At 71.6% G+C, this 20,784-nt stretch carries 20 protein-coding genes; 8 read left to right on the top strand and 12 right to left on the bottom strand.

Translation table 11 applies throughout. The annotated features are described in order from the left end of the window. Positions 1-57: 57 nt before the first annotated feature. Together K1J60_RS16180 and K1J60_RS16175 are read left to right on the top strand one after the other, a co-directional pair. Positions 58-1,221: an adenosine deaminase gene (locus K1J60_RS16180; RefSeq protein ID WP_220646836.1), complete on the top strand. Its 1,164-nt coding sequence runs from the start codon at positions 58-60 to the stop codon at positions 1,219-1,221. Between the two features lie 133 nt (positions 1,222-1,354). Then, positions 1,355-1,726, top strand: a complete 372-nt coding sequence (locus K1J60_RS16175; RefSeq protein WP_220646835.1) for an ATP-binding protein — start codon at positions 1,355-1,357, stop codon at positions 1,724-1,726. Between the two features lie 61 nt (positions 1,727-1,787). Here the strand turns inward: K1J60_RS16175 and K1J60_RS16170 are convergent, their stop codons facing one another. The 5 genes from K1J60_RS16170 to afsQ1 all read right to left on the bottom strand — a co-directional run bounded on the left by K1J60_RS16170 (position 1,788) and on the right by afsQ1 (position 5,854). Beyond that, the gene (locus tag K1J60_RS16170; RefSeq protein ID WP_220646834.1) at positions 1,788-1,988 is read right to left on the bottom strand and encodes a PspC domain-containing protein; all 201 of its coding nucleotides are present in this window, start codon (positions 1,986-1,988) and stop codon (positions 1,788-1,790) included. A gap of 129 nt (positions 1,989-2,117) precedes the next feature. Further along, complete coding sequence (locus K1J60_RS16165; protein WP_220646833.1) at positions 2,118-2,672, bottom strand: VanZ family protein; 555 nt, start codon at positions 2,670-2,672, stop codon at positions 2,118-2,120. 229 nt (positions 2,673-2,901) lie between these two features. Continuing rightward, positions 2,902-3,540 (bottom strand): hypothetical protein, encoded by a 639-nt coding sequence (locus tag K1J60_RS16160; protein WP_259407748.1) that lies wholly within the window; start codon positions 3,538-3,540, stop codon positions 2,902-2,904. 50 nt (positions 3,541-3,590) lie between these two features. Further along, on the bottom strand, positions 3,591-5,129 hold the full coding sequence (locus tag K1J60_RS16155; protein WP_317619713.1) for a HAMP domain-containing sensor histidine kinase: 1,539 nt from the start codon (positions 5,127-5,129) through the stop codon (positions 3,591-3,593). Positions 5,130-5,176: 47 nt separating this feature from the next. Further along, complete coding sequence (gene afsQ1 / locus K1J60_RS16150; protein ID WP_013001223.1) at positions 5,177-5,854, bottom strand: two-component system response regulator AfsQ1; 678 nt, start codon at positions 5,852-5,854, stop codon at positions 5,177-5,179. A gap of 265 nt (positions 5,855-6,119) precedes the next feature. Between afsQ1 and K1J60_RS16145 the strand changes: the two genes are divergently transcribed. Continuing rightward, entirely contained in the window at positions 6,120-6,887 is a 768-nt protein-coding gene (locus tag K1J60_RS16145) for a SigE family RNA polymerase sigma factor (RefSeq protein ID WP_220646831.1), read from the top strand. A gap of 224 nt (positions 6,888-7,111) precedes the next feature. Here the strand turns inward: K1J60_RS16145 and K1J60_RS16140 are convergent, their stop codons facing one another. Then, positions 7,112-7,741, bottom strand: a complete 630-nt coding sequence (locus tag K1J60_RS16140) for a uridine kinase family protein (protein WP_220646830.1) — start codon at positions 7,739-7,741, stop codon at positions 7,112-7,114. Between the two features lie 147 nt (positions 7,742-7,888). On the opposite strand from K1J60_RS16140, the gene K1J60_RS16135 reads away from it, so the two are divergent. Next, complete coding sequence (locus K1J60_RS16135; RefSeq protein ID WP_220646829.1) at positions 7,889-8,296, top strand: hypothetical protein; 408 nt, start codon at positions 7,889-7,891, stop codon at positions 8,294-8,296. 87 nt (positions 8,297-8,383) lie between these two features. Here K1J60_RS16135 and K1J60_RS16130 read toward each other — a convergent pair whose 3' ends face one another. Genes K1J60_RS16130 through deoC form a run of 3 tightly spaced genes read right to left on the bottom strand, consistent with a single transcriptional unit; the run spans position 8,384 to position 11,674 of the window. Continuing rightward, positions 8,384-9,286, bottom strand: coding sequence for an aldehyde dehydrogenase family protein (locus tag K1J60_RS16130; protein ID WP_220646828.1), 903 nt, complete (start codon positions 9,284-9,286; stop codon positions 8,384-8,386). After that, positions 9,279-10,715, bottom strand: a complete 1,437-nt coding sequence (locus K1J60_RS16125) for an aldehyde dehydrogenase family protein (RefSeq protein ID WP_220646827.1) — start codon at positions 10,713-10,715, stop codon at positions 9,279-9,281. The genes K1J60_RS16130 and K1J60_RS16125 overlap by 8 nt, the downstream gene beginning before the upstream one ends. Positions 10,716-10,720: 5 nt before the next feature. Beyond that, entirely contained in the window at positions 10,721-11,674 is a 954-nt protein-coding gene (gene deoC, locus K1J60_RS16120) for a deoxyribose-phosphate aldolase (protein WP_220651498.1), read from the bottom strand. A gap of 188 nt (positions 11,675-11,862) precedes the next feature. Between deoC and K1J60_RS16115 the strand changes: the two genes are divergently transcribed. Both K1J60_RS16115 and K1J60_RS16110 read left to right on the top strand, forming a co-directional pair. Further along, complete coding sequence (locus K1J60_RS16115; protein ID WP_259407747.1) at positions 11,863-12,594, top strand: PH domain-containing protein; 732 nt, start codon at positions 11,863-11,865, stop codon at positions 12,592-12,594. A gap of 178 nt (positions 12,595-12,772) precedes the next feature. Further along, on the top strand, positions 12,773-14,587 hold the full coding sequence (locus K1J60_RS16110) for a hypothetical protein (RefSeq protein ID WP_220646826.1): 1,815 nt from the start codon (positions 12,773-12,775) through the stop codon (positions 14,585-14,587). A gap of 132 nt (positions 14,588-14,719) precedes the next feature. On the opposite strand, the gene K1J60_RS16105 is transcribed toward K1J60_RS16110, so the two are convergent. From K1J60_RS16105 to K1J60_RS16095, 3 genes are all read right to left on the bottom strand, one after another. Beyond that, positions 14,720-16,351 carry a phospho-sugar mutase gene (locus K1J60_RS16105; protein WP_220651496.1) on the bottom strand — a complete coding sequence of 544 codons (1,632 nt, stop codon included), beginning with the start codon at positions 16,349-16,351 and terminating at the stop codon, positions 14,720-14,722. Between the two features lie 276 nt (positions 16,352-16,627). After that, positions 16,628-17,452: a purine-nucleoside phosphorylase gene (locus K1J60_RS16100; RefSeq protein ID WP_184904281.1), complete on the bottom strand. Its 825-nt coding sequence runs from the start codon at positions 17,450-17,452 to the stop codon at positions 16,628-16,630. A 129-nt stretch (positions 17,453-17,581) separates the two neighbouring features. After that, positions 17,582-18,019, bottom strand: coding sequence for a gamma-glutamylcyclotransferase (locus tag K1J60_RS16095; RefSeq protein ID WP_033527041.1), 438 nt, complete (start codon positions 18,017-18,019; stop codon positions 17,582-17,584). Between the two features lie 191 nt (positions 18,020-18,210). Between K1J60_RS16095 and K1J60_RS16090 the strand changes: the two genes are divergently transcribed. Both K1J60_RS16090 and K1J60_RS16085 read left to right on the top strand, forming a co-directional pair. Beyond that, positions 18,211-19,659, top strand: a complete 1,449-nt coding sequence (locus K1J60_RS16090; protein ID WP_033527040.1) for an NAD(P)H-quinone dehydrogenase — start codon at positions 18,211-18,213, stop codon at positions 19,657-19,659. Between the two features lie 106 nt (positions 19,660-19,765). Next, a complete protein-coding gene (locus tag K1J60_RS16085) occupies positions 19,766-20,773 on the top strand; it encodes a DeoR/GlpR family DNA-binding transcription regulator (protein WP_220646825.1) in 1,008 nt (335 codons plus the stop codon). Positions 20,774-20,784: the final 11 nt, after the last annotated feature.

The raw sequence follows: 20,784 nt of genomic DNA, 5'->3' as shown, positions 1-20,784 counted from the left end.
GGTATCGACAGGACCGCCCGACAGGCGCTCTACGCGCGTAGGCGTTATCGTGCGAAAATGACGAACCAGACCGACCCGACCGGTAACACCCCGGACTCGGACCAGATCCGCCGGGCGCCCAAGGTTCTGCTGCACGACCACCTCGACGGAGGCCTGCGCCCCGGAACCATCGTCGAACTCGCCCGCGACAACGGGTACTCCCACCTCCCCGAGACCGACGCCGACCGACTCGGCGTCTGGTTCCGCGAGGCCGCCGACTCCGGCTCGCTGGAGCGGTACCTGGAGACCTTCTCCCACACCGTCGCCGTCATGCAGACCCGCGACGCCCTCTTCCGCGTCGCCGCCGAGTGCGCCGAGGACCTCGCAGCCGACGGCGTCGTCTACGCCGAGGTCCGCTACGCCCCCGAACAGCACCTCGAAGGCGGGCTCACCCTCGAACAGGTCGTCGAGGCCGTCAACGAGGGCTTCCGCGAAGGCGAGCGGCGGGCGAGGGCCGACGGCCACCGCATCCGTGTCGGTGCCCTGCTCACCGCGATGCGGCACGCGGCCCGCTCCCTGGAGATCGCCGAACTCGCCAACCGCTACCGCGACATGGGCGTCGTCGGCTTCGACATCGCGGGTGCCGAGGCCGGTTACCCGCCCACCCGCCACCTCGACGCCTTCGAGTACCTCAAGCGCGAGAACAACCACTTCACCATCCACGCCGGCGAGGCCTTCGGACTCCCCTCCATCTGGCAGGCCCTGCAGTGGTGCGGCGCCGACCGGCTCGGCCACGGCGTCCGCATCATCGACGACATCCAGGTGCACCAGGACGGCTCCGTGAAGCTCGGCCGCCTCGCCTCCTACGTCCGCGACAAGCGCATCCCGCTGGAGCTGTGCCCCAGCTCCAACCTCCAGACCGGCGCCGCCCGTTCGTACGCCGAGCACCCCATCGGGCTGCTGCGACGACTGCACTTCCGGGCCACCGTGAACACCGACAACCGGCTGATGTCCCACACCAGCATGAGCCGCGAATTCGAGCACCTTGTCGACGCTTTCGGCTACACGCTCGATGACATGCAGTGGTTCTCGGTCAATGCTATGAAGTCAGCATTCATTCCTTTCGATGAACGACTGGCCATGATCAATGACGTGATCAAGCCCGGGTATGCCGAGTTGAAATCCGAATGGCTGTTCCGCCAGACGGCCTCCACCAGCGGTTCTGCTGACGAACAGGGCTGAACAGCGACATCGGGAAGCGGTCACGCCGACGGCGACGCGGCCGCTTTTCGATGTTTGCCTCCGGCGGGACTTTGGTGTTTACGTTTCGGCACCGCTCACCACCCGTCAAACGCATTCCAAGGACGCATTCAACATGAAGCAGTCTGCTGCCAAGACCCTCGGTGTCGCCGTCGTCGGTGCCGCCATCGCCGCTGCGGGCGCGGGCGCCGCGAACGCCGCGCCGGCTGCCCCCGACGCTTCCCAGGCCCTGGGCACCGTCACCCAGGCACTGCCCGTGGAGAACGTCTCGAAGGTGCTGCCGACCGCCTCCGGCGCCCTCGCCCAGGGTCAGAGCGCGCTCGGTGCCGGCCTCGAAGCCGCCCAGCCCGCCGTCACCAACGTCCTTGCCGAGGGCCCCACCGCCCCCGTCGCCGGGCTGCTCGGCGGCCTCCCCGTCGGCAAGACGCTCCCCGCCAAGGGCCTCGGCGTCAACGGCCTGCCCCTCGGCGGCGGCCCCGCCGCCTGAGGCGCATCGCGACAGCCGTACGGGGCGCACCCGCGAAGGGTGCGCCCCGCCGGTGTGCGTGTCACCAGGCCGCGCGGGCCTTGTCCTCGGCGGGGAACAGGATCCACAACGCTATGTACAGCAGGAACTGCGGGCCCGGAAGCAGACACGACACCAGGAAGATCACGCGCATCGTGGTCGCGGAGGTGCCGAAGCGCCGTGCCAGCGCGGCACACACTCCGCCGATCATCCGGCCTTCGGTGGGGCGGGCAAGGCGGCTCATGGGGGCTCCTTCGTCAGCGTAGGACGTCGACCGCGGGCCGACGGTGGGGACGGACGGGGCCTCGAAGCGGCCACCGCTCTCTTTTCCACACCTTCGACGCTACGGTGACGAAGCGGACGAAGCGTCCCTCTACGGAGCCATCCCGACCCTGGGAATCGTCGGGGTCCGACCCTGAGACAACTCCTCAGGTCGCGGCCTGGCCGTCCGCACCCGGGTCTCGGCCCTCCGCCGCAACGCCGACCTGACCGCCGGTACGACCGCGAGGTGGGCGAGGCCCACACCGACCGCGTTCAGCAGGATCGAGTCGATGTCGACGACCTGACCCGGCACCCCGGTCTGCAACAGCTCGATGGCCAGCGACAGCAGCGCCCCGGCCGCGACCGACCGGGCCAGTGAGGCGAGCGGCGACCCGGCGATCCTGCCGTGCAGCATCGGCAGCAGGACGCCCAGCGGAGCGAGCAGTGCCAGTCCCTCACCGATCCGGTGGGCCGCCTGCGGCCACCCGAGCGCCAGATCCGCTCTGATCCCCGCGAACGGCCGCAGGTTCGCGGGACTCATCCAGGTGACGTCCAGCGGGCGCAGCGTGATCCAGGCAACGACCGCGAGATGCGCGGCGAGGAGGACACCCCCCGCCACACGGACACGGACCCCGGCGCTACCGCCGTTCGTACCTTGAGGCTGCACGCCCCCCAAGACGCGGCCCCCGGCACGATCGGTTGCACCTTCTTTTTTTGGCTCGGTTCGCCGCCGGGGCGCAGAAGCCTGTGTCGAGAGCGCGACCGTGCTCGGTCCCTCCTTCGTCGGGGCCTGCGCGCGCTCGCACTCTCGACACAGGCGCGCCCCTTTGGCTCACTCGCCGCCTCTTCTGCAGTTGCCCTGGCCGGGGGCCTCGGCGCGCCTCGGTGTGGCGGGGTCAGGAAGTCCCGACCTCCGTCGACGGGGGGTTTCCCTTGCTGGGGGCCGACTGGATCTCCGGGGTGCACTCGTAGCGCCTCAGCGACTCCGCGCTGGTGCTGCCCAGGACGACCGAGCCGTTGTCGCCGGCGGCCGCCGAGTCGGCGAAGGTGCAGACGATCTGGGCCAGGGCGTACTGGGGGAGGGCGTCGGGGGCGGTGGACAGACGCAGGGCGTCCTCGGGGTCGCCGGGGGCGGGGCCCGTCACGCCGAGGCCGGGAGGGACGGCAGTGCTGTAACCGGCCTCGTTCTCCACGTCGCTGGGGTCGCCGGCCAGGGCGTCCAGCAGGCCCTGCGCGACGACGACGCGCCGCTGGGCCTCATCGGCGCTCTCGGCCACCTGCACCGAGCGGTTGACCCTGACGAGCGCCCCGGAACAGAGCAGGAACACCTCGACCGGCATACCGGAGGGGGTCGCCTGGGGCGCGAGGTCCGTCGCCGACAACTCGCACGGGACCATCGACGGTGCCGGACCGAAGTCCGTCGGCACCTGGGTGGCGCGGATGCCGCAGCCCGCGAGGAGGCCGGCGAGTGCCCCGGTCGCGGCCAGGACCCGTACCCGTCGCGCGCGTGGGCCCCGTACGCGTAGGTCCGGCACGCGCACGCGCTGGGGCCCGGCGTCCTCTCGTCCTCCTGCGCTTCGTATCGTCACTGCCCGTCCCCTTCGGTGCCGTGCGTGCCACCGTCGCCCTCGGCGTCCCCTTCCTCCGCGACCAGGGAGGACGCGTCGCGGGGCAGGCGGAGGGTGAAGACCGCGCCGCCCTTGGGGGAGTTGGCGGCGGTGATCTCGCCGCCGTGGATGTGGGCGTTCTCCAGGGCGATCGACAGGCCGAGGCCACTGCCCTCGGAGCGCGGGCGGGAGGCGCTCGCCTTGTAGAAGCGGTCGAAGACGTGCGGGAGGACGTCCTCGGGGATGCCGGGGCCGTGGTCCTGCACCTCGATCAGCAGGTCCTCGCCCTCCGTGCGCACCGAGACGCGCACCGGGGAGCCGCCGTGCTTGAGCGCGTTGCCGATCAGGTTCGCCAGGATCACATCCAGGCGGCGCGGGTCCAGGTTGGTGATGATGCCGCGCTCGGCGTCCAGTTCCACCGCGTCCAGCCAGGCGCGGGCGTCGATGCAGGCGGTGATCTGGTCGGCGATGTCCACGTCGTCGAGGACGAGCCGGGCCGTGCCCGCGTCGAAGCGGGTGACCTCCATCAGGTTCTCGACCAGGTCGTTGAGGCGGCGGGTCTCACTGACGACGAGCCGCACCGCCGGTTCGATCATGGGGTCGAGGCTGCCCGTGTCGGCGTCCAGTTCCTCCTCCAGCACCTCCGTGACGGCGGTGATCGCCGTCAGCGGCGTCCGGAGTTCATGGGACATGTCGGCGACGAAGCGGCGGGACGCCTCCTCGCGGGCGCTCATGTCGTCGACCTTCTTCTCCAGGGACTCCGCCGCGAGGTTGAACGTCCTGGAGAGGTCGGCCAGTTCGTCCGTGCCGGAGACGCGCAGCCGGGTGTCGAGCTTGCCCTCGCCGAGACGCCGGGCGGCCACACCGAGGCGCTGCACCGGCTTCAGGACCGTGGTCGCGGCGGCCTGCGCGAGCAGCGCCGAGCCGATCAGCGACAGACCCGTGGCGATACCGAGCGACCAGGCGAGGGAGTTGAGGTCCTTCGCCTCCTCCGCGAGGGACTTGCGCATATAGCCGGTAGGGCCGCCGCCGATCATCTTCGCGCCGCCCACCAGATACGGGGTGTCGCCGTCGATGACCCGCTGCCAGTACACGTGGTACGCGTGCTTGTTGCCCGAGGTCAGCTTCTGCCGTTTGTTGACGGCCTTCTGCAGGGACGCGGGCACGTCCTCCAGCGAGAAGCCGGTGAGCGCGTTGTCGGTCGAGGAGCCGGAGACCGTCTCGCCGTCGGCGCCCTCGGCGATCAGCAGTACGCTGGAGCGCTCGCCGCCGTCCGCCATCTTCCGTGCCGCGACGCGCAGTTGGTCCTGTGTCGGGTTCGGGCGCAGCGTGCTCACATGGCTCTGCATCTCACGCTCGAAGTCGTTGAGCGCGGCGTCCTGCGCGCGCGTCTGCACGGCCTCGCGGTTGAGCCAGTAGGCGATACCGGACGCCGACACGGCCGCCGTGAGCGCCACCAGACCGAAGACGACCACCAGCCGCAGCCGCAGACTGGTGAAACGGATCCGGGACTGCACTTTCCTGCGAGCCGCGGCCCAGCCGCGGATCCCCCCTCGGGCCTTCGTCACTGAGGCGTGTCCAACCGGTAGCCCACGCCGCGCACGGTACGGATCAGGGTCGGCGACGACGGGACGTCCTCGACCTTGGCGCGCAGTCGCTGCACACACGCGTCCACCAGGCGGGAGTCGCCCAGGTAGTCGTGCTCCCACACCAGACGCAGCAACTGCTGCCGGGACAGGGCCTGTCCCGGGCGGCGGCTCAGCTCCAGAAGCAGCCGCAGCTCGGTGGGGGTCAGCTGGAGGTCCTCGCCGTTCTTCGTCACGGTCATCGCCGCGCGGTCGATCACGAGGGAACCGAAGGTCGCCGCGTCGTTGGCCTCGCGCTCACCGCGCCGCAGCACGGCGCGGATCCGGGCGTCCAGCACCCGCCCCTGCACGGGCTTGACCACGTAGTCGTCCGCGCCCGACTCCAGGCCCACCACGACGTCGATGTCGTCGCTGCGCGCGGTGAGCAGGATGATCGGCAGCTGGTCGGTGCGCCGGATCCGCCGGCACACCTCGAAGCCGTCGATGCCTGGCAGCATCACGTCCAAAACGATCAGATCCGGCCGCTGTTCGCGCAGCAGCTTGAGACCATCCTCGCCGGTGGCGGCGGTGGCGACACGGTGCCCCTGGCGCGTCAGTGAGAGCTCCAGGGCCGTGCGGATGGCGTCGTCGTCCTCGATCAGCAACAGGGAAGGCACGGGCTCATTCTGGCCCATGGCATGGCGCCGAATCGACCGTTGGAGCGCTCCCACCCGACACCCGCACACGATCGTGCCGTTCGCGTAGCCGTACGACTCTTCTCTGTGATCGACCTGTGCCCCGTCTGGGCCGCGCCCATGGGTCCGACCCCTGTGACAGGTCTGTGACAGTCGGCGGACAGAGCCATGAAGGTGGCCGGGCAATCTTTTCGGCACAGGCAAGAAAGCACGCCGAAGACCGGAACTCCACGACGGGGGGCGCGAGATGAACACGCTGCACAGCACCAGCACTAGCGCAGTTGTCACGCGGCTCCACGACGTCGTCCGGAACGCGGAGAAGTCCGGTGCCGTGAGCGGGCGGGGGTGCGCTCGCGGCACCGGGCGTCAGCACACCACGTACATGTCGGTGGTTGACGCACATGTGGGGGGAAGCGCCACGGGGGCGACGGGGGTCGCCCACGGGGGAACGGGGACCGCGTACGGGGAGGGCACGGGGGAACGCCGGTCTGTGTCGGAGGCGGAGTTCACCGCCTACGTCCAGGAGCGTCGTGCCTCCCTGTACGCAACCGCCTACCACCTGACCGGGGACCGCTTCGAGGCCGAGGACCTGCTGCAGAGCGCGCTGTTCTCGACCTACCGGGCGTGGGACCGGATCAGTGACAAGGCCGCGGTCGGGGGCTACCTCCGCCGCACCATGACCAATCTGCACATCAGCGCGTGGCGCCGCCGCAAGCTGAACGAGTACCCGACCGAGGAGCTGCCGGAGACCGCCGGCGACACGGACGCGATGCGCGGCACCGAACTGCGCGCCGTCCTGTGGCAGGCGCTCGCCCGGCTCCCCGAACTCCAGCGGACGATGCTGGTCCTCCGTTACTACGAGGGCCGTACCGACCCGGAGATCGCGGAGATCCTCGACATCAGTGTCGGCACGGTGAAGTCCAGCATCTGGCGGTCCCTCCGCCGGCTGCGTGAGGACGAGGTCCTCAGCTTCGGCCGTGACGAGGAGGAGTCCTTCGGGGAGCTTGTCGCCTGAGGGTCTGTGGGGGGGAGTAAGTAACGGGGGAAAAGCGGGGGGAGTACGGGGGAGCACGGGGGAACGGGGAACGTCACGGTGGCGCGGGGGAGCGCCGGTGTGACGAGTGGGGGGCACGGGGGAAGCGGGACTGGAGGGCCGGGGGGTCCGTCCAGTCCCGTTTTCATGTCCGCCTCACGTCCACCGTCGGGTCCCCCGGGCCGGGTCCGTGCTCAGGTGCGGGCTCAGGCCGGCGCCTTCGCGACCCGGCCCGCGGCGGCCGCCGCCAGACGGCCCAGAGCCTCGTCGCGGTCGCACGGGTGGGCGCCCAACTCCGTCTGGCGAGCCACGATCGAACGCTCCAGCCGCATCAACCGCCAGCCGCGCCGCAGCAGGAACGGCACCGACTTGCGGCCCTCCCTGAGGTCGCGCAGGAAGCGGCGGCGGAAGGTCTTCACCGGACCACGGGTCAGGCACAGCGCGTCCGCCAGCAGGCCGAGTTCGCGGCAGCGCCCGACGATCTCGGCGGCGAAGATCCCCTCGGCGATGAACACCGGCGTCCGCCCGATGTGCAGGGCCTCCGCGCCGGTCCGGGCGCTGAGGGAGATGTCGTACGTCGGGACGGTCGTCCGGGCCGTGCGGCACAGTTCCTCGATCGCCGCGACGGCGGTGTCCGCGTCCCACGACAGCGGGTGGTCCCAGTCGATGTCCGTGCTGCCCTCCACCTGCGGCAGCGTCGGGTCGTCGCCCTCCTTGTAGAAGTCGTCGAGCCGCAGCACGGGCAGGCCGGAGCGGGCGGCGAGGAGAGACTTGCCCGAGCCGGACGGACCGGACAGCAGGACGACTCGGGTCGGTATCGGGGGATGCGAACTCACGAGAGTCCAGTGTGAGGCATCACGCGGCTCCCGCCGAGACGGCGGGTCGCCCTTGGAGCGCACATCACACCTCAACTACCTTACGTGTTGCCATGATTACTTTCCGGAGCGGGAAGTGGTCGTAGAACAGAGAAGGTGACAACGCTGATGGCTCGACACTCGGCTCCCCTGAACTCCACCGCCCGACGCGCGTTGCTGGCCGCCGCCACAGCCGGGGTCGCGCTCGGCGCGGGCGCGGGTACGGCCGCCGCGGCGGACGACGCGGCCCCGGTCGTCGACGTACTGCGCACCCGGCCCACCTCGCTGGGGAAGATCGACCCGCAGGCGGGCCTGCAGGCCCTGACCGGCACGATCGGTTATGTCACCGGCCCGGTCGCGGGGCTCAAGCCCAACCCGCTGGCCGGGACGGGCGTCGATCCCCTCGACAACGGGGTGGGCACCCAGCTCGCCGACTTCAAGCCGCTGCAGTCGACGGCTCTGACCGGCCCGTTGGCGCAGGCGCCGTCGATCGGGAGCATTCCGCTGGTGGGTCAGCTGGTGGGCGGGTTGCGATGACCGCCCCGTGAGGGGCGAGGGGGACCGCCCCACCGGCCGTGGACGGTCCGCGCCGTCCCGGCGGGGGGCGGTTCCCCGGCGTTCGTCTCAGTACGCCGAACCCGAGGCGCCCAGTGACCCCGTCGGGTGCCAGACCGTCTTCGTCTCCAGGAACGCCGTCATGCGGTCGATACCGGGCGTGGTCGACCAGTCGTCCACAGGCTGTGGACGCAGGACGCGCTTGAGGTTGTCGGCCGCGGCGATCTCCAGTTCCTTCGCCAGGACGTCGTCGGCGCCGGCCAGGTCGATCGCGTTGACGTCCTGGTGGGCGGCCAGGGGCGTCGCGATCTCCGACGTACGGCCCGAGAGGACGTTGACCACGCCGCCGGGGACATCGGAGGTGGCCAGGACCTCGCCGAGAGAGAGGGCCGGGAGAGGGGACTTCTCGCTCGCCACCACGACCGCGGTGTTGCCCGTCGCGATCACGGGGGCCAGCACCGAGACCAGGCCCAGGAACGACGACTCCTGGGGGGCCAGGACCGCGACCACGCCGGTCGGTTCGGGGGAGGAGAGGTTGAAGTACGGGCCCGCGACCGGGTTTCCGCCGCCGACCACCTGGGCGATCTTGTCGGTCCAGCCCGCGTACCAGACCCAGCGGTCGATCGTGGCCTCCACCTGGGCGGCCGCCTTCGACTTCGACAGGCCCTCGGCGTCGGCCACCTCGTGGACGAACTGGCTCCTGCGGCCCTCCAGCATCTCGGCGACGCGGTAGAGGACCTGGCCGCGGTTGTAGGCGGTGGCTCCGGACCAGGCGCCGAACGCCTTGCGCGCGGCCACGACCGCGTCACGGGCGTCCTTGCGGGAGGAGAGCGGGGCGTTGGCCAGCCAGTTGTCCTTGGAGTCCGTCACCTCGTACACCCGGCCGCTCTCGGAACGCGGGAACTTCCCGCCGACGTACAGCTTGTAGGTCTTGAAGACACTCAGACGCTGCTGCTCGGACTTGTCAGACATCGAGGTACGCCTCCAGGCCGTGACGGCCGCCCTCGCGGCCGAAGCCCGACTCCTTGTAGCCGCCGAACGGCGACGTCGGGTCGAACTTGTTGAACGTGTTGGACCAGACGACGCCCGCGCGCAGCTTGTTCGCGACGGCCAGGATCCGGGAGCCCTTCTCGGTCCAGATGCCCGCCGACAGGCCGTACTGGGTGTTGTTGGCCTTGGCGACCGCCTCGTCCGGGGTGCGGAACGTGAGGACGGAGAGGACCGGGCCGAAGATCTCGTCACGGGCGATGGTGTGCGCCTGCGTGACGTTCGTGAAGAGCGTCGGGGCGAACCAGTAGCCGGACGTCGGCAGTTCGCAGGCCGGGGACCAGCGCTCGGCGCCCTCCGACTCGCCGCGCTCGACGAGCGAGGTGATCCGGGTGAGCTGCTCCTCGGAGTTGATCGCGCCGATGTCCGTGTTCTTGTCCAGCGGGTCGCCGAGGCGGAGCGTGGACAGGCGCCGCTTCAGGGAGTCGAGCAGCTCGTCCTGGATCGACTCCTGGACCAGGAGGCGGGAGCCCGCGCAGCAGACCTGGCCCTGGTTGAAGAAGATGCCGTTCACGATGCCCTCGACGGCCTGGTCGATGGGGGCGTCGTCGAAGACGATGTTCGCGCCCTTGCCGCCCAGTTCCAGGGTCAGCTTCTTGCGGGTGCCGGCGACCGTCTTCGCGATCTGCTTGCCGACCGCGGTGGAGCCGGTGAAGGCGACCTTGTTGACGTCCGGGTGCGCGACCAGGGCCGCGCCCGTGTCGCCGTAACCGGGGAGGATGTTGACGACGCCCTTGGGCAGGCCCGCCTGACGGCAGACGTCCGCGAAGAACAGCGCCGAGAGGGGGGTGGTCTCCGCGGGCTTCAGGACGACCGTGTTGCCCGTCGCCAGGGCCGGGGCGATCTTCCACGCCAGCATCAGGAGCGGGAAGTTCCAGGGGATGACCTGGCCCGCCACGCCGAGGGGCCGGGGGTTCGCGCCGTAGCCGGCGTGGTCGAGCTTGTCGGCCCAGCCCGCGTAGTAGAAGAAGTGCGCGGCGACCAGGGGGAGGTCGGCGTCGCGGGTCTCCTTGATCGGCTTGCCGTTGTCGAGGGTCTCGAGGACGGCCAGCTCGCGGGAGCGCTCCTGGATGATGCGGGCGATGCGGAAGAGGTACTTCGCGCGCTCCGTGCCGGGGAGGGCCGACCATTTCTCGAACGCCCTGCGGGCGGCCTGTACGGCGCGGTCCACGTCCGCCTCGCCCGCCTGGGCGACCTCGGAGAGAACCTCCTCGGAGGCGGGGCTGACCGTCTTGAAGACCTTGCCGTCGGCGGCCTCGGTGAACTCGCCGTCGATGAACAGGCCGTAGGAGGGGGCGATGTCGACGATCGCCCGGGACTCGGGGGCCGGTGCGTATTCGAATGCGGAAGCCATGGGGATCAGTCCACCGTCACGTAGTCGGGGCCGGAGTAGCGGCCGGTGGCCAGCTTCTGGCGCTGCATCAGCAGGTCGTTGAGGAGCGAGGACGCGCCGAAGCGGAACCAGTGGTTGTCCAGCCAGTCCTCGCCGACGGTCTCGTTGACCAGGACCAGGAACTTGATCGCGTCCTTGGTGGTGCGGATGCCGCCGGCGGGCTTCACACCGATCTGGACACCGGTCTGGGCGCGGAAGTCGCGGACGGCCTCCAGCATGAGGAGGGTGTTGGCGGGCGTGGCGTTCACCGCGACCTTGCCGGTGGAGGTCTTGATGAAGTCCGCGCCCGCGAGCATGCCGAGCCAGCTGGCCCGGCGGATGTTGTCGTAGGTCGAGAGTTCGCCCGTCTCGAAGATGACCTTCAGGCGGGCCGACGCTCCGCAGGCCTCCTTCACGGCGGTGATCTCCTCGTGGACCTTGAGGTAGTTGCCCGCCAGGAACGCGCCGCGGTCGATGACCATGTCGATCTCGTCGGCGCCGGCGGAGACGGCCTCGCGGACGTCCGCCAGCTTCACGGCGAGCGCCGCGCGGCCGGCCGGGAAGGCGGTGGCCACGGAGGCGACCTTGACGGTGGAGCCGGCGACGGCGGCCTTGGCGGCCGGCACCATGTCGGGGTAGACGCAGACCGCGGCCGTGGCGGGCGTGGAGCGGTCGGTCGGGTCGGGGAGGACCGCCTTGGCGCCGAGGGACCGGACCTTGCCGGGGGTGTCCGCGCCTTCCAGGGTCGTCAGGTCGACCATGGAGATGGCCAGGTCGATGGCGTACGCCTTGGCGGTCGTCTTGATGGAACGGGTGCCGAGCGAGGCGGCGCGCGCCTCCAGGCCGACCGGGTCGACGCCGGGCAGCCCGTGGAGGAAGCGGCGCAGCGTGCTGTCGGACGCGGTGACGTCGGCGAGAGCGTGGGGTGCAGCTGTGGACATGGTCACCAGACGAGCATATCTACGCGCGTAGCGGGTGTACAGCCCTCGGATCGGAAGCAGCGGGTTCCGCGGGCGTTCGTTCACGGCCCTCCTCGGTGGTGTGCTCGGGCCCGTGCGCGCCCGCGCGGACTCCTGCTCGTGGTCGGCCCGGCGTCGGGGCGGGCGGGGCGTCGGGCAGAATCGGACGTATGAGCACCTCGGATCAATCGTCACCCGAGTCGGAACCGGTTCGGAAGCGTGCGGAGGCTGTGGCGGCTTCGGAGAACCCGAAGGCCGGGCAGGCTCCGGTGGCCGCGGCCCCCGCGTCGAAGCCCGACAAGCCCGTGTACAAGGACCGGGTCTACCGGTCTCCCGCCGGGCTGGTCGGCGGGGTGTCGCTGCTCGGGCTGTTCGCCTGGCTCGGCGGGGACGCGGTGGTGTCGGGGGAGGGGCGTACGCCCTGGCTGGCGCTGGCCTCGTTGCTGGTGGCCGTGCCGGTGGTGGTCGCGTTCTCGGTTCGGCCGGCGGTGTTCGCCAACGACGACCGGCTGCGGGTGCGGAACCCGTTCCGGGTGATCGAGCTGCCCTGGGCGAGCGTGGTGTCGCTGCGGTCCGGTTACACGAACGAGGTGATCGACGAGAGCGGCGCCAAGTATCAGCTCTGGGCGATTCCCGTCTCGCTGCGGGGGCGCAAGAAGGCCGCTCGGCAGCAGGCCCGGGAGGCCCATAGGGCGGCCAAGGGGGGCGGTGGTTCCGCCCAGGCCGCGCGGTCCGTGCGGGCGGAGACCGATCAGGTCATGGCGGATCTGCGGGACCTGTGCGAGGCGCGGGCGAAGGCGCCCGGGTCGCAGGGCGAGCCGAGTGTGCGGTGGGCCTGGGAGATCGTGGCGCCGGCGGCGGCCGGGGCCGTGCTGTTGGCGGTGCTGATCGCCGTGGGGTGACCCCGGTCCGGCGCGGGGTGTGTGACATAGGGCTCCGGGCGCCGGTTCGGCGGAGGAACTCCGGACGTCTGTTCTAAGGTGGCGCTGCTCGTGTGTCCCGCCTTCACAGCCTGGTCCGCTTGGATCGTGCCGGACCGCGCGGCGCAACCACGACGGCGGCCGGAGTGTCCACAGAACGATGAGTACCGAGCTTGAGCCCCAGTCCCCGCCCAGGGTCCTCCCACCGCCGCGTCCGCTGCCCGCGTTCGCCGTGCCCGAGGGCTGCGTTTCCTGGAGCGGGGAGAGGACGGACGTCTGGGCGCGGACCCGGCCGCCCCTGTGGGTGCCGGCGCGGACGCGGCCCCTGCAGCTGCTCGCCGTGGTCCCGGGCGGCCTGATCGTCGGCTTCTGGCTGGCGAACTTCGCGGAGCTGCCCGCCGCCCTCGCCGCGCTGGTCCCGCTGCAGCTGGTGTGGACCCTGGTCAGGCCCGAGGTCGTACGGTTCTCGGCGCCCCTTCTGCTGCTCCTGCTGGCCTGGTTCGGGGGCTCGCACGACGTGCCGACCCTGGTGGGGCTCGTCGCCGCGACCTTGACCTGGGCCATGGCCGAGATCCGGCTGGGCAAGCGCCGGCTGCAGCGGCAGTGGGCCCTGGTGGCCACCGAGGGGGCCACCGCCACGGTGCCGGACGAGGTCGGTCCGCTGCGGCGAGGCCGGTTCCTCATGGGGTTCGGGTGCGTCCTGACCGTTGCCGGAGCGGGGGTGCTCTCCGCCGTCTCCGGCTGGGACGTCGCCACCGACCGGCACGAGGTCACTCTCGTCGGCTGGTTCGTGGTCGGCTGGGGACTCACCTCGTTGCTCTCCGGGGTGCTGGGACGCCGCCGGTCCGCCGCGCTGCGGGGCGCTCCCGTGCCAGTGCTGCGGGTGCTCGTCCGCGACGGTGCCGACGGTGACGCCGAGGTCTTCGCCGCCGACGACGTGGACGCGCTGCGGCCGTTGTTCACCGTCGCCACCGAGGAGTGGTACGGCGACGCCGACGAGGAGGACGAGGAGGACGAGGAGGAGGACCAGGAGGACCAGGAGGACCAGGAGCGGGACGGCCGGGAGGAGCGCGACGCGCTCCTCGACGCCGTCGAGAGCGTGGACGATGACGACGACCAGCCCGGTCCCCTGCGCGAGGCCGTCCTGTACGGACTGCCCCACGACGGCGCCGAGATCGTGCTCGTCAGCGCGGCGGAGACGCCGGAGGCACCGGAGGGGGCCGCAGGGCCCGTGGACCTGCGGAAGTCGGCGGAGTGGGTCGGCACGGAGCCGGCTGAGGGCGGTGCGCCCGCGGAGCTGGTCGTCGAGTCGTCCAGCGGGCCGGTGCGCCCCCTGTCCGACCGGACGGTACGGCACCGCGCCGCCGGGCAGCGGGCCAGGGCGGAGCGGCACACGATCCACGAGGAACTGCGGGCCACGGCCGTCACGGAGAGCCGGGCGCGGCTGGGGGACGAGCCGGTGTCCGTACGGCGCTGGCGGGCGGGCTGGCCGGACTGGGCCACCGCCCTGTTCCTGATCGTCGCGATCGCAGCCGTCGGGCTGTACCCGGACGGGCTGACGCAGTACGTCCTCGGTGGTGTCGTCGGTCTCTTCGGCGTCCTGACGCTGCCCCAGATGCTCACCTGGCGGATCACGGCCGACCGTTCGGGGCTGTGGCTCAGCGGCTGGGGCCCGCCCCAGCACGTCGAGTGGGACGACCTCACGACCGTCCGGTGCGCCGGTGCCGTGCTGACGGTCGACAGCCGCCGGGCGTCGTTCCCGCTCTGGAGCGTCCGTGCGGAGCGCTGGCGCTGGCTGGAGCGGAAGCTGCGGCTCGTGCACCCCTACGAGAGGACCGCCGCCGAGATCACCGCCATGTGGCGGGATCCCTCGCTGAGGCCGGAAGGGCAGTACGGGGGCCGGAGGATGCCCCTGTGGCCGCTGAGCGCGGTGCTCGCCGTGGTGTGGGTGGCGGTGTTGGTGCTGGTGCCGTAGAGCGGTGCCCCCGGCCGGTGCCGGCCAGGGCGTGGCGGGGCCCCGGCCGGTGATCCGGCCGGGGCCCTGTGTGCGTGGGGAGCGGGGCGGTGATCCGGCCGGGTCCCCGTGTGCGTGGGGAGCGGGGCGGGGTCAGATGCCCGCTGCCGCCGAGAGGTCCCGCTTGATGCCGGCCAGCAGGTCCGTCGCCTTCGCGCGGGCCGCCGGGAGGGCCGTCAGGTCGGCGACGGGCACCACGACCTCCAGGTAGCACTTGAGCTTGGGCTCCGTGCCGCTGGGGCGGACGATGACACGGGCGCCGTCGAGCGTGTAGCGCAGACCGTCCGTGGGCGGGAGCCTGTCGGTGCCCCGGGTCAGGTCCTCGGCCCTGGTGATGGGCAGGCCGGCGAGAGCGGTCGGCGGCTGCTCGCGGAGCCGCTCCATCGCGTCGGCGATGAGCGAGAGGTCCTGGACGCGGACCGAGAGCTGGTCGGTGGCGTGCAGGCCGTGCTCGACGGCGATGTCGTCCAGCAGGTCGAGGAGGGTGCGGCCCTCCTCCTTCAGGCGCGAGGCGAGTTCCGTGATGAGCAGGGCCGCCGTGATGCCGTCCTTGTCGCGCACGCCCTCGGGGTCGACGCAGTAGCCGAGGGCCTCCTCGTAGCCGTAGCGCAGGCCCTCGACGCGGGCGATCCACTTGAAGCCGGTGAGGGTCTCCTCGTAGGGCAGGCCCGCCTTCTCGGCGATACGGCCGAGGAGGGAGGAGGAGACGATCGACTCGGCGAAGGTGCCCTGGACGCCGCGCGCGACCAGGTGGGTGGCGAGGAGCGCGCCGACCTCGTCGCCGCGCAGCATGCGCCAGTCGGCCCCGTCCTTGACCGCGACGGCACAGCGGTCGGCGTCGGGGTCGTTCGCGACGATCAGGTCGGGCTCCGTGTCGCGGGCCACGGCGAAGGCGAGGTCCATCGCGCCGGGTTCTTCCGGGTTGGGGAAGGCGACCGTCGGGAAGTCCGGGTCCGGCTCCGCCTGCTCGGCGACGAGGACGGGCTCCGGGAAGCCGGCCCGGGCGAACGCCGCGAGCAGGGTGTCCTTGCCGACGCCGTGCATGGCCGTGTAGACCGTGCGGGCGGTCCGGGGGGAGCCGGGCGCCAGGACCGCGTCCGTACGGGCCAGATAGGCGTCCAGGACGCTGTCGTCGAGGGTGTCCCAGCCGGCGTCGGGCCGGGGCACGTCGTCGAGGGACCGCACGGCGTCGATCTCGGCCGCGATCCGGGCGTCGGCCGGGGGCACGATCTGGGAGCCGTCGCCCAGGTAGACCTTGTAGCCGTTGTCGCGCGGCGGGTTGTGGCTGGCCGTGACCTCCACGCCGGCGACCGCGCCCAGGTGCCTTATGGCGAAGGCCAGGACGGGCGTGGGGAGCGGGCGGGGGAGGACCGCCGCGCGCAGGCCCGCGCCGGTCATCACGGCGGCCGTGTCGCGCGCGAAGTCGGCGGACTTGTGGCGGGCGTCGTAGCCGATGACGACGAGGCCGCCGCCGGCGCCCTGCTTGTTCAGGTACGCGGCGAGGCCGGCGGCCGCGCGGATGACGACCGAGCGGTTCATGCGCATGGGGCCTGCGCCGAGTTCGCCCCGGAGGCCGGCCGTGCCGAACTGGAGGGTGCCGGAGAAGCGGGTGGTCAGTTCCGCCGTGTCCGCCGCGTCGATCAGCCTGCCGAGCTCGTCCCGGGTCTCCGGGTCGGGGTCCTCGGCCAGCCACGCCTTGGCGCGGGCGATCAGGTCGTCGTGCACGGGGGTCAACCTCTCGTTCTTTGTTTGTGTGTCGGTTCGATTGTGCTCGCCCCCGCCGCCCCTGCCCGTCCCGTCACCAGGGGCAGCCGCCCCTTCGGCCCCGCCTCGGTGGGTTCTTCGGGTGCGGGTGGGTGGGGGCTGGTCGCGTGGTTCCCCGCGTCCCTGAAAAGCAGGGGCGCGCCCCGTGCTTTCAGGCCCGCAGGGCCTGGTCTTTGTCTTCAGGGGCGCCCCCACCGGGCCGCAGCCGAGAACGCGCCCCCGGCGGACCCTCCTGAGCTACAGCCGGTTCAGGACCTGCGTCAGCAGCGCGCCCATGCGGGTCGCCGAGTCGCGGCCCGCCTGGAGCACCTCTTCGTGGTTGAGGGGCTCGCCCGTCATACCGGCCGCCAGGTTGGTCACGAGGGAGATGCCCAGGATCTCGGCACCCGCCTCGCGCGCGGCGATGGCCTCCAGGACCGTGGACATGCCGACCAGGTCCGCGCCGATCACGCGGGCCATCCGGATCTCCGCCGGGGTCTCGTAGTGGGGGCCCGTGAACTGCGCGTAGACGCCCTCCTCCAGCGAGGGGTCGATCTCCTTGCACAGGGCACGCAGGCGCGGGGAGTACAGGTCCGTGAGGTCGACGAAGTTCGCGCCGACGATCGGCGACGTCGCCGTCAGGTTGAGATGGTCGCTGATCAGGACCGGCTGGCCGGGACGCATGCCCTCGCGCAGACCGCCGCAGCCGTTGGTGAGGACGATCGTCTTCACACCGGCGGCGACGGCCGTACGGACGCCGTGCGCGACGGCGGCGACACCGCGGCCCTCGTAGTAGTGGGTGCGGCCCAGGAAGACGAGCGCGCGCTTGTCACCGATCCTGTACGAGCGGACCTTGCCGCCGTGGCCCTCGACCGCCGGCGGCGGGAAGCCGGGCAGCTCGGTGACCTGGAACTCGGCCTCGGGGGCGCCCAGCGCGTCCACGGCCGGGGCCCAGCCGGAGCCCATCACAAGCGCGACGTCGTGGGTCTCGGCGCCCGTCAGCTCGCGCAGGCGCGCGGCGGCGGCGTCGGCGGCGGCGTACGGGTCGCCCTGGATGTCGTCCGGAAGAAGAGATGCGTTCACGCGACGAGGGTATCCGGTTCGAGCCTACGCGCGTAGATGACGAGGCTCACCGGATCGGGATCGTTGTCTTGTCGTTTCCAACCACAGGGCGCGGGGGCGGGCCGTGCTGGCGCCCCCTCGGCCGGCCCTTCAGCAGGGGCGTTTGCGCAGTTCCATCACATAGTCGTGGGGCGCGCCCGCCGACTCCGCCGCGTCCGCGACCTCGCCCAGGTAGCGGGCCGAGGGCAGACCGCCCTCGTAGCCGTTGAGGACGTAGACCCAGGCCGGTTCCTCACCGTCCAGCGTGTGGACGCGGACCCGCATCCGGCGGTATATGTCCAGGCCGACGCCGACCCAGCGGTCCATGGCGTCCTCGTCCTTGGGGGCGATGTCGTACAGGGCCACGAAGACCTGGGAGCGGGGAGCCTCCACGACCGTGGCCAGGGCGCCCTCCCAGCCCATGTGCTCGCCGCCGAAGGTCAGCCGCCAGTCGTTCAGCCAGCCGGTTGCGCGCAGCGGGGAGTGGGGGGCGCGGCGGGACATCAGGCGCGAGTCCAGGTTGCCGGCGTAGGCGGCGTAGAGCGACATGGGGAGAGGGTACGGGAGCGCTCCGCTCGGGGGTGCCGGGTGCCCACGGGGGCGGTGGGGACCGTGGTGCGGCGCGTGCGCGTGCGTCGTGGCAGGTCGCGCCGGTTGCGCGCGCCCCCGGTGACGGTCCCGCGGGCTGTCGACCCCTCCCCGCACCCCCGACTCGTTGGCACCCGTGCTCGTACGGGACAATGGGGCATGTGACTCGGATCGTGATCATCGGTGGCGGACCCGGCGGATATGAAGCGGCGCTGGTGGCCGCGCAGCTCGGCGCGGAGGTGACCGTCGTGGACTGCGACGGTCTGGGCGGGGCGTCGGTGCTGACCGACTGCGTGCCGTCGAAGACCCTCATCGCGACGGCCGAGGTGATGACGACCTTCGATTCCTCGTACGAGGAGCTGGGGATCATCGTCGCCGACGACACCCCGCACATCGACACGCCCGCGCGTGTCGTCGGGGTGGACCTCGGCAAGGTCAACCGGCGTGTGAAGCGGCTCGCGCTGGCGCAGTCGCACGACATCACAGCCTCCGTGACGCGCGCCGGCGCGCGGGTCATGCGCGGGCGCGGGCGGCTGGCGGGTCAGCAGGACCTCGACGGCTCGCGCAAGGTCGTGGTGCGGGCGGCGGACGGGTCCGAGGAGACCCTGACCGCCGACGCCGTGCTCATCGCCACCGGCGGACATCCGCGTGAGCTGCCCGACGCGCAGCCGGACGGCGAGCGCATCCTCAACTGGACGCAGGTCTACGACCTGGACGAGCTGCCGGAAGAGCTGATCGTCGTCGGGTCGGGTGTCACCGGTGCCGAGTTCGCCGGCGCCTATCAGGCGCTCGGGTCGCGCGTCACGCTCGTGTCCAGCCGTGACCGTGTGCTGCCGGGTGAGGACCCGGACGCCGCCGCCGTCCTGGAGGACGTGTTCCGGCGGCGCGGGATGAACGTCATGGCGCGGTCCCGGGCCCAGTCCGCCAAACGGGTCGGTGACCGGGTCGAGGTCACGCTCGCGGACGGTCGGGTCATCACCGGCTCGCACTGCCTGATGGCCGTCGGCGCCGTCCCCAACAGCGCCGGGATGGGCCTGGAGGAGGCCGGGGTCAAGGTCAAGGAGTCCGGGCACATCTGGACGGACAAGGTGTCGCGGACCACCGCTCCCGGCGTGTACGCGGCCGGCGACGTCACCGGGGTCTTCGCCCTGGCGTCCGTCGCCGCCATGCAGGGCCGTATCGCCATGTACCACTTCCTCGGCGACGCCGTGGCCCCGCTCAACCTGAAGACCGTGTCGTCCAACGTCTTCACCGACCCCGAGATCGCCACCGTCGGCTACACCCAGGCCGACCTGGACGCCGGGGTCATCGACGCCGTCGGGGTGAAGCTGCCGCTGCTGCGCAACCCGCGCGCCAAGATGCAGGGCATCCGGGACGGCTTCGTCAAGATCTTCTGCCGGCCGGGCACCGGCATCGTCGTGGGCGGTGTCGTGGTCTCCCCGCGTGCCTCCGAGCTGATCCACCCGATCTCGATCGCGGTCGACAACAACCTGACCGTCGAGCAGATCGCGAACGCGTTCACCGTGTACCCGTCGCTGTCCGGCTCGATCGCCGAGGTCGCGCGCCAGCTCCACACGCGCAAGTCGGGCGGCGGGGTCTGAGGTTCTGACCGATATGTGACGGGTTCCGTCCGGGATGGTCCCTATATCACTTCTCGCCCCACCCTGCGAACAACTTCTGCTATTCGGCGCAAACTGCTGAAAGCAGATGGTCGTTGGCGTTACTGTCAGTTTCGTGTTCGCTGCAGAACGTCGTCAATTGATCCTCGAAATGGTGCGGGCCAATGGAGCCGTGTCGCTCCGTGAGCTCGCCCGCGTCGTCCAGACCTCCGAAGTGACCGTACGGCGGGACGTGCGCGCTCTGGAGGCAGAAGGACTCCTCGACCGCCGACACGGCGGTGCGGTATTGCCGGGCGGGTTCACGCGGGAGTCCGGCTTTCCGCAGAAGTCTCATCTCGCGACCGCCGAGAAGACGGCCATCGCCGACCTCGCCGCGAGCCTCGTCGAAGAGGGCGAGGCCATCGTGGTCGGGGCGGGGACCACCACGCAGGAGCTGGCACGCCGGCTCGCGCGGGTCCCCGGGCTGACCGTCGTCACCAACTCCCTGTTGGTGGCCCAGGCGTTGGCCCACGCCAACCGTGTGGAGGTCGTGATGACCGGCGGCACCCTGCGCGGTTCCAACTACGCCCTGGTCGGCTCCGGAGCCGAGCAGTCCCTCCAGGGGCTGCGCGTCTCCAAGGCCTTCCTCTCCGGGAGCGGACTGACCGCCGAGCGCGGCCTGTCCACGTCCAACATGCTGTCGGCGTCCGTCGACCGCGCGCTGGTCCAGGCCGCCGCCGAGGTCGTCGTGCTCGCCGACCACACCAAGCTCGGCACCGACACGATGTTCCAGACGGTGCCGACCGATGTGATAACCCGGCTGGTCACCGACGATCCGCCCGGCCACGACGACCGCGCCGTCCCCGAGTTGCAGGCGCTGGCCGATCAGGGTGTGCAGATCTCCGTGGCCGGGGCGTCGGGCGGCGGTGGTACGGGAGGCGATCCCGTCCCTGCGCGCCCCTCGCGCCGGGACGTGCCCCTTCCGGGGCCCCGCCGCAACCAGGTCCACGGCACCGCGCCCCAGCTGCGCACCGCCACGGTCCTCGGGGACCAGCCACCCGCCGGTGAACGGGAGCGGGAGCGCGCCGCCCGGGTCGCGGATCTGCGGCGTCGGTAGGGCGCGCGGGC

It is taken from the genome of Streptomyces akebiae (assembly GCF_019599145.1).
GTDB classification, from domain to species: Bacteria; Actinomycetota; Actinomycetes; order Streptomycetales; family Streptomycetaceae; genus Streptomyces; species Streptomyces akebiae.
Note: the sequence above shows the minus strand (reverse complement) of the source record. Positions and strands in the feature narration are given on the sequence as shown.